General features: G+C 40.7%; 6 protein-coding genes. 5 read left to right on the top strand and 1 reads right to left on the bottom strand.

Features of this window, described 5'->3' with window-relative positions; translation table 11 throughout:
• The 4 genes from H6H03_RS40850 to H6H03_RS41900 all read left to right on the top strand — a co-directional run.
• Window positions 1–274, top strand: a 274-nt coding sequence (locus tag H6H03_RS40850; protein WP_242065756.1) for a hypothetical protein, incomplete at its 5' end; no start/stop codon positions are given.
• Between the two features lie 65 nt (window positions 275–339).
• Entirely contained in the window at window positions 340–1,068 is a 729-nt protein-coding gene (locus H6H03_RS35285) for a phosphonate ABC transporter ATP-binding protein (protein WP_190959666.1), read from the top strand.
• Window positions 1,062–1,847: a phosphonate ABC transporter, permease protein PhnE gene (gene phnE / locus H6H03_RS35280; protein WP_190959665.1), complete on the top strand. Its 786-nt coding sequence runs from the start codon at window positions 1,062–1,064 to the stop codon at window positions 1,845–1,847. Before H6H03_RS35285 ends, phnE begins: the two co-directional genes overlap by 7 nt.
• A gap of 227 nt (window positions 1,848–2,074) precedes the next feature.
• On the top strand, window positions 2,075–3,667 hold the full coding sequence (locus H6H03_RS41900; protein ID WP_190959664.1) for a PAS domain-containing sensor histidine kinase: 1,593 nt from the start codon (window positions 2,075–2,077) through the stop codon (window positions 3,665–3,667).
• Between the two features lie 13 nt (window positions 3,668–3,680).
• Here H6H03_RS41900 and H6H03_RS35270 read toward each other — a convergent pair whose 3' ends face one another.
• Window positions 3,681–4,127: a GNAT family N-acetyltransferase gene (locus tag H6H03_RS35270; protein ID WP_190959663.1), complete on the bottom strand. Its 447-nt coding sequence runs from the start codon at window positions 4,125–4,127 to the stop codon at window positions 3,681–3,683.
• Window positions 4,128–5,267: 1,140 nt separating this feature from the next.
• Between H6H03_RS35270 and nifD the strand changes: the two genes are divergently transcribed.
• On the top strand, window positions 5,268–6,752 hold the full coding sequence (gene nifD / locus H6H03_RS35265; protein ID WP_190959662.1) for a nitrogenase molybdenum-iron protein alpha chain: 1,485 nt from the start codon (window positions 5,268–5,270) through the stop codon (window positions 6,750–6,752).
• Window positions 6,753–6,895 lie beyond the last annotated feature (143 nt).

Genomic DNA, 6,895 nt, shown 5'->3' with positions numbered 1-6,895 from the left:
GGGAGGTGTGGGAGGTGTGGGAGGTGTGGGAGGTGTGGGAGGTGTGGGAGGTGTGGGAGGATGGGGAAGCATTAATTCTCTTTCCCCCCACACTCCCCTCTCTCCCCTCTCTCCCCACACTCCCCACACTCCCCACACTCCCCTCTCTCCCCACACTCCCCACACTCCCCACACTCCCCACACTCCCCTCTCTCCCCTCTCTCCCCACACTCCCCACACTCCCCTCTCTCCCCACACTCCCCACACCTCCCACACCTCCCACACCCTGCCCTGACGAGGTTTCAGCTTTACAAGCGTGCCATTCACCCCTACACCCTCATACTCCTCAACCCAAAATCAATGAGTAATTTTGTAATTGAATGTCATAACTTAGAAAAAGCTTATACTGCTTCTTTAAATCGTCTTATATTGAATGACGTTAGTTGTCAGATCGGACAGGGTGAGTTTGTTGTTCTACTAGGACTTAATGGTGCTGGGAAATCGACACTATTGCGATCGCTTGTGGGATTAGTTCCTCTAACCAAGGGAGAAATTAAAATCAAGGGTGTGACCATGACTCCTCGCACACTGCCACAAATTCGCCGCGATGTTGGGATGTTATTTCAGGGAGGCGGATTAATTCGGCAGTTATCAGCAATTGATAATGTATTGTGTGGCAGACTTGGCGTCAGAACATCTTGGCAGACATTATTTGGATTTCCAGAGCGCGATCGCTTGTTGGCAATGGATTTGCTGGCACAGTTGGGTTTAAAACAACAGGCTTATCAAAAAACTAGTCAACTCAGCGGTGGACAGCAACAAAGAGTTGCAATCGCGCGTGCATTAATTCGATCCCCGCAGATTCTTCTAGCCGATGAACCGATTACAGGCTTGGATGTTGTCGCCTGTCAACAGGTAATGGAAACTTTATCCCAATTACATACCCAGCAAGGCATAACGATTGTGACAGTTCTACACGATTTAGCCATAGCTGCAAAATATGGCCAACGTGCGATCGTCTTAGAGGCTGGACGTATTGTTTACGACGGACGTTGTGAAAACTTGCAAGCTAAATTTGCCAAATGTTAAATTCAAAAATTCTTCGCCGTTACCCTTGGATGAGTCCTCTACTCATCGTTTTAATTGTTGTAGTAGTTTATGCTTGGGCTTTACGAGGTATCAAAGTCGATTTTGAATTATTAACATCTAGCTGGCCTTACATCACAGATTTTATCTCTCGCTTATTTCCCCCGGATCTGACAGTTGTAGATATAGCAATTAAGGCATTAATTGAAACAATCCAAATGTCTTTATGGGGAACCACCATTGGCGCAATTATATCTTTACCTATCGCTGTAGCTAGTGCCAGTAATGTTGCGCCTCCTTGGTTGCAATTGTTAGCTAACTTTCTGCAAAACGCTGTGCGTTCCGTCCCTTCTATTATTCTGGGGTTAATTTTTGTCGCCGCTACTGGCTTAGGCGCACCCGCAGGAACTTTAGCCTTGGGAATCTATACTATTGGTTATTTAGCTAAATTTTATCAACAAGCAATTGAAGCGGTAGATGCCCGTTCTTTAGAATCTTTAAAAGTCATGAATGCATCTAAGTTTCAAACTGTTCAGTACGGCATTTTACCCCAAGTCTTACCTTTGGGATTGGGCTACACCTTATGGATGTTTGAGTATAATATCCGCGCCGCTTCAGTATTGGGTGTAGTGGGTGCAGGTGGAATTGGCTTTCAATTGAAGAGTTACATCGATGGTTTCGAGTACAACAAAGCTACAACTATGATGCTACTGTTGCTAGTAGTTGTGACTGTAATTGATGTTTTCAGTAGTAAACTACGCCAGCAGCTAGATTCGATGTAAGGCACAAACCTGAAATAAATCCGTGAGCCTTATTAAAACGAATAACCGACTCAAGCTTCTAAATAATTAATTGGTGCTTCTTTGCGATATTGGAACAACCCCAGACTTTAGTCTGTGCGCTCATGTTTAGTTTTCACTATTTTTATAATTCTTCAGTAATCTTGACATTGTAACTCGTGGATATACTTAGTTACTTTGAAGACAGAATTTTAGACAGCAAGATTACTGTGTTTAATAAAGAAAATTTTTTTAACCTTTCAACTGATCTATTCTGTATCATCGCAAAAGATGGTTGTTATCACCAAGTAAATCCAGCATGGGAAAAAGTATTAGGATGGAAACCAGAAAATTTAATCGGGCATCCTTGGTTAGAATTCGTGCATCCAGAGGATATTGTAATCAATCAGCTACCAAGCGAACCAGAGCTTTCTTGGCGCTGGGATAATCGTTATCTTCACAAAGATGGTAGTTATCGGTGGTTGTCTTGGAGCCTGTCAACCGATCGACAGGGAGTCATCTATGCAATAGCCAAAGACATCAACCAGCAGGTGCAGCAAATAGAAGCACTTGAAACTGAACGCCAAAGCCTTTATAACCTACTGAATCAGCTACCTGCTTTTCTTTATCTGCAACCCAATAATTATGGCATAGGGTTTTATAACCAACGCTTCCAAGAGGTATTTGGAGATCCTACAGGAAAACTTTGTTATGAGGCGATCGCTGGATTAAAACAGCCTTGTCCAGTTTGCCCTACATTTCGTGTCTTTGACACTAATGCTCCGCAACTTTGGGAATGGGTTGATAGTAAAACAGGTAATGTGTATCAGATTTATGATTATCCGTTCAAGAATATGAAAGGTGAGCCAATGGTTGTGGAAATGGGTTTAGATATTACTGCTGTCAAAAAAGCAGAGGTAGCTTTGCGACAGCGTGAGAAGGAATTAACCGAAAAAAACCAACAGCTTGCTGAAGCACTAAGACAATTAAAAAAGGCGCAATCGCAACTAATTCAGACTGAGAAAATGTCTTCTTTAGGTCAACTAGTGGCTGGAGTGGCTCATGAAATTAACAACCCTGTTAGCTTTATCAATGGTAATATTATTCACGCTAAAGAATATATTCAACAATTGCTAGAACTGCTGCAACTTTACCAAAAAGAATATCCTGACCCTGCACCAGTGATTCAGTCAGCCATAGGAGCAAACGAGTTAGAGTTTATTACTGAAGACCTCAAAAAATTGCTTGATTCGATGAAGATGGGAAGCGAACGCATTCGTGATATTGTAATATCGTTGCGGAACTTCTCTCGGCTAGATGAAGCAGAAATCAAAACCGTGGATATCCACAGTGGTATTGAAAGTACGCTATTAATTTTGCAAAACCGCCTCAAAGCTAAATCCAACCATCCAGCAATTGAAATTATTAAAGACTACGGTCAACTGCCTTTAGTAGAATGTTATGCAGGTCAACTTAACCAAGTATTGATGAATATTTTGACTAATGCGATCGATGCTTTAGAAAATTGGTCTGTGATTAATGAGTCCAAGAAACCACAAATCTCAATCCGTACTCTTGTACTCAACTGTGATTCGATTGCGATCGAGATTGCTGACAATGGCATAGGAATGTCGCCAGAAGTTCAACAGCGTCTATTCGATCCTTTTTTTACGACCAAACCAGTAGGTAAAGGAACTGGTTTAGGAATGTCAATTAGTTATCAAATTATCACAGAAAAACATCAAGGACGCTTAAGCTGTATTTCATCTCCAGGAACGGGAGCTAAATTCATAATTGAGATTCCCATCCAACAAATAAATTAGCAACTAAAGTTGATTAAATCAAGCGCCGCAGAGGAATCATCGGTGATTTAGCAAACCCATGCAATTCATAGAAATTAATTGCCGAATAATTATCAGCGTCTGTCAAAAGAGTAATACGAGATATACCTTTAGCGCGACAAAATGCGATCGCTCTAGTAATGAGTTCTGAACCAATGCCCCTACCTCGATAATTAATATCTACTACCATGTCTTCTAAGATGGCAACTAATCCTCCTTCGGCTGTGCTAATTGTAAATAGAATGTTCACCATACCTATGAGTTTTTCTTGTTCCCGTGCAACTAAAATAGCTCCAACATGAGGCTGCGTAATAATTGCTTGCAAACCCGCAGTTTGTTTATTTACATCTGGTTGGAACTCTGCTTCTTGGGAGAACAATGAACTCAGAAGTGGAATCAGCGCTGGTATATCCGTAACTGTTGCAATTGAGACTGTAACCATAACGAAGAGTTGTTGCAAATGTGTTAACTCTCATGAGCATAAAGCTTTCAAATCCTTAAAGCCAACAGCAATTTGTGGGAATTAATAGAGGTTTTTACTTTTCTCTGATACCGTCGTTAAAAACAGACTCGAAAAGCTAATTTCATGTATGGCTTGCTTTCGGACTGGCAAATTAGTGTTCAGGAGTCAACGAGAAAGCAACTGTACAATTTAGACAAGCTTGAGCTTCGTAAAGTTAATTTTTTCCTTAAGCTTGCCAAGAGTTTATTCACATGATAATGTCAAAGTATGCATCTACCTTAAGGATAGTTTTAGATCTAAGAAATTCTCTGCATTAGCCTGCTTCATACCGTTTCAGATATATTCTTGTGTTTGAATAGGCATTAATTTTATCAAGTTGCTTAGTGCTTTCTTGATACTACTTGAATCGCGTTCTACCCTTGTCATAAGCTATTTGGCTTTTAAGTTGCACAGTCGCTCATGAAATTTGTTGACTGTTGACAGTTAACAGTCAACACGAAAAAATGTGCAATTTAAATGTGTGACAGCTTAACTGATTTGGCTTAATTTTATCTGATTGAGCCTGAGTTCAAGAAATAGAGAGTTTATCTATTACTTAGAACAATAAAGTGCTGCTTGCAAGCACTAGATAATTTGTAAATCTGTTAGTCATATCGTCTCCGGTAAAAGACTTATCATTAAGACCGCAGGGGAGAGGGTTTTGTATTTTCTGCACAGATGTATCGAATCACAAGTAATTAGCCGGACATGATATCAAAAGACCTCTTGCAAAAGTGTTTTTTGCAAGAGGTGGGAAAAGGTAAAAGGTTAAAGGGGAAAGGAAAATACCAAACCTTTCCCCCTTTCCCTTTCCCCTTTTCCCTACTTCTGCAAGAAGTCTAAAGTTAAATTAGCCTTCTTATTTGTTTATTACGTCTTCGCCTTGTTCTTTTTGGATAGGTCAGGAATAAACAAACACACACAATAATAGGAGCTAAGGGAGAAAATAAAGAGCTATTTTACTCCCGAACTTCTTGCTGACAATTCTTTTCTGATGCAGAGCCTTAATTTATCTGCGAGGCATCATTTTTCTTGGCCTGCTATATCAATTACCAATCAAGATACGTTGGAGATAGAGAAATGTCTAAACATATCAATGAACAACAAACTGACATTGTAGAGCAAAGAAAACAAGTAATTGAGGAAGTTCTGAAAGCTTATCCTGATAAATCTCGTCTCAAGCGAGATCGGCAACTTAATGTTTATAAACAGGGTAAGTCAGACTGTGGCGTTCAGTCAAATGTGAAATCAGTTCCGGGTACTATGACTGCTCGTGGTTGTTCTTACGCTGGTGCTAAGGGTGTAGTTTGGGGTCCGATCAAAGACATGATTCACATTAGTCATGGGCCTGTAGGTTGTGGTTACTGGTCTTGGTCTGGTCGTCGTAACTACTATATTGGTACTACCGGCATCGATTCTTTTGGTACTATGGATTTCACCTCTGATTTTCAAGAACGAGATATTGTATTCGGAGGTGATAAAAAGCTTACGAAAATTATCAAAGAAATTGAAGAACTTTTTCCACTTAACCGAGGTATTACCGTTCAATCTGAATGTCCTATTGGTCTGATTGGAGATGACATTGAAGCCGTAGCCAAAAAGTCTAGTAAAGAGATTAGCAAGCCGATCGTTCCTGTACGTTGTGAAGGCTTTCGTGGTGTTTCTCAGTCTCTAGGTCATCACATTGCTAATGACACCGTTCGTGACTGGTTATTTCCTTATACTGAGCGCGTCAAAAAACAAGGAAAATTTATCAACTATCAACCCGGCCCTTATGATGTTGCAATCATTGGTGACTATAACATTGGTGGTGATACTTGGTCTAGCCGCATCCTTTTGGAAGAGATTGGCTTGCGTGTAATTGCTCAATGGTCAGGTGATGGCACTCTTAATGAGATGATGCTCACACCTCAAGCGAAGCTAAATTTAATTCATTGTTACCGCTCAATGAATTACATTACTCGTCACATGGAAGAAGCTTATGGCGTTCCTTGGTTGGAATTCAATTTTTTTGGCCCCACCGAGATTGCTAATTCCTTACACAAGATTGCCGCTAGATTTGACTCTAAGATTCAAGAAAATGCTCAAAAGGTAATTGCTAAGTATCAACCAACAATAGATGGAGTTATTGCTAAGTATCGATCGCGTTTAGAAAACAAAACTGTGGCGCTGATGGTCGGCGGACTACGCCCTCGCCATGTGATTCCTGCATTCAACGATTTGGGTATGAAGGTTGTGGCTACGGGTTATGAGTTCGCTCATCATGACGACTACAAACGTACTATTGAATATATTGAAAACGGTACTATCATTTATGATGATGTAACTTCTTACGAGTTCGAGAAATTAATTAAAGCACTCAAGCCCGACTTAGTAGCTTCTGGGGTTAAAGAGAAATACGTTTTCCAAAAAATGGGTTTACCTTTTCGTCAGATGCATTCTTGGGATTACTCCGGGCCGTACCATAGCTATGACGGTTTTGCAATTTTCGCTCGTGATATGGATATGGCTTTAAATAACCCTTCTTGGCAATTGATCCGTACTCCTTGGAAAAGAGCTAGTTAGGAAATAACAACAAGCATAGGACGACACACAATAAGGTTCGGTTAAAGGGAAAAGTGTAATTTCAAGCCTTTTCCCTTTTCCCCTTACCCCTACAAGCCCAGCTTCTACGACCCATCGGCAACAGACTGAAGTTACTCTAACGT

The sequence above is a fragment of the Nostoc paludosum FACHB-159 genome (assembly GCF_014698835.1).
Lineage (GTDB): Bacteria > Cyanobacteriota > Cyanobacteriia > Cyanobacteriales > Nostocaceae > Nostoc > Nostoc paludosum.
The sequence above is the reverse complement of the archived record's forward strand: the minus strand, read 5'-3'. Positions and strand labels throughout refer to the sequence as shown.

Excerpts from the sequence above, each read along its gene's own strand:
- H6H03_RS35285 (WP_190959666.1), top strand. The coding sequence starts at position 340 with ATGAGTAATTTTGTAATTGAATGTCATAACTTAGAAAAAGCTTATACT.
- phnE (WP_190959665.1), top strand. The coding sequence starts at position 1,062 with ATGTTAAATTCAAAAATTCTTCGCCGTTACCCTTGGATGAGTCCTCTA.
- H6H03_RS35270 (WP_190959663.1), bottom strand. The coding sequence starts at position 4,127 with ATGGTTACAGTCTCAATTGCAACAGTTACGGATATACCAGCGCTGATT.
- nifD (WP_190959662.1), top strand. The coding sequence starts at position 5,268 with ATGTCTAAACATATCAATGAACAACAAACTGACATTGTAGAGCAAAGA.